This window comes from Alcanivorax sp. HI0083 (genome assembly GCF_001635175.1).
Genome location: NZ_LWFX01000273.1, coordinates 1 through 698, shown reverse-complemented (window position 1 = coordinate 698; position 698 = coordinate 1). Strand labels below are relative to the sequence as shown.

Here is a 698-nt window from a genome sequence, read left to right as displayed (position 1 = left end):
ACCGGCGCCAATGCCCTGGACACCGCCGAGGCCCTGCGTGCCCGCCTGGACGAACTGCAACCCTACTTCCCCGACAAGATGGAAATGGTGTTCCCCTACGACACCACTCCCTTCGTGAGCATCTCCATTGAGGAAGTAGTGCACACCCTGTTCGAGGCCATCATCCTGGTCTTCCTGGTGATGTACCTGTTCCTGCAGAACTTCCGCGCCACCCTGATTCCCACCCTGGCGGTGCCGGTGGTATTGCTGGGCACCTTCGCTGTGTTAGCTGCCTTCGGCTTCTCCATCAACACCCTGACCATGTTCGGCATGGTGCTGGCCATTGGCCTGCTGGTAGATGACGCCATCGTGGTGGTGGAAAACGTGGAACGGGTGATGCACGAGGAAGGCCTCCCGCCCAAGGAGGCCACCCGCAAATCCATGGGCCAGATCACCGGCGCCCTGGTGGGTATTGCCCTGGTGCTCTCCGCCGTATTCGTTCCCATGGCCTTCTTCCCCGGGTCCACCGGCGCCATCTATCGCCAGTTTTCCATCACCATCGTGTCCGCCATGGTGTTGTCCGTACTGGTCGCCTTGATCCTCACCCCGGCGCTGTGTGCCACCATGCTCAAGGCCAAGGACAGCGAGCACCAGACCAATCACGGTTTCTTTGGCTGGTTCAACCGCACCTTCGACAAGAGCAGCCGCCGCTACCAGGG

At 61.2% G+C, this 698-nt stretch carries 1 protein-coding gene; it reads left to right on the top strand.

The annotated features are described in order from the left end of the window. On the top strand, positions 1 to 698 hold a 698-nt coding region (locus A3754_RS02945; protein WP_156496725.1), incomplete at both ends, for an efflux RND transporter permease subunit.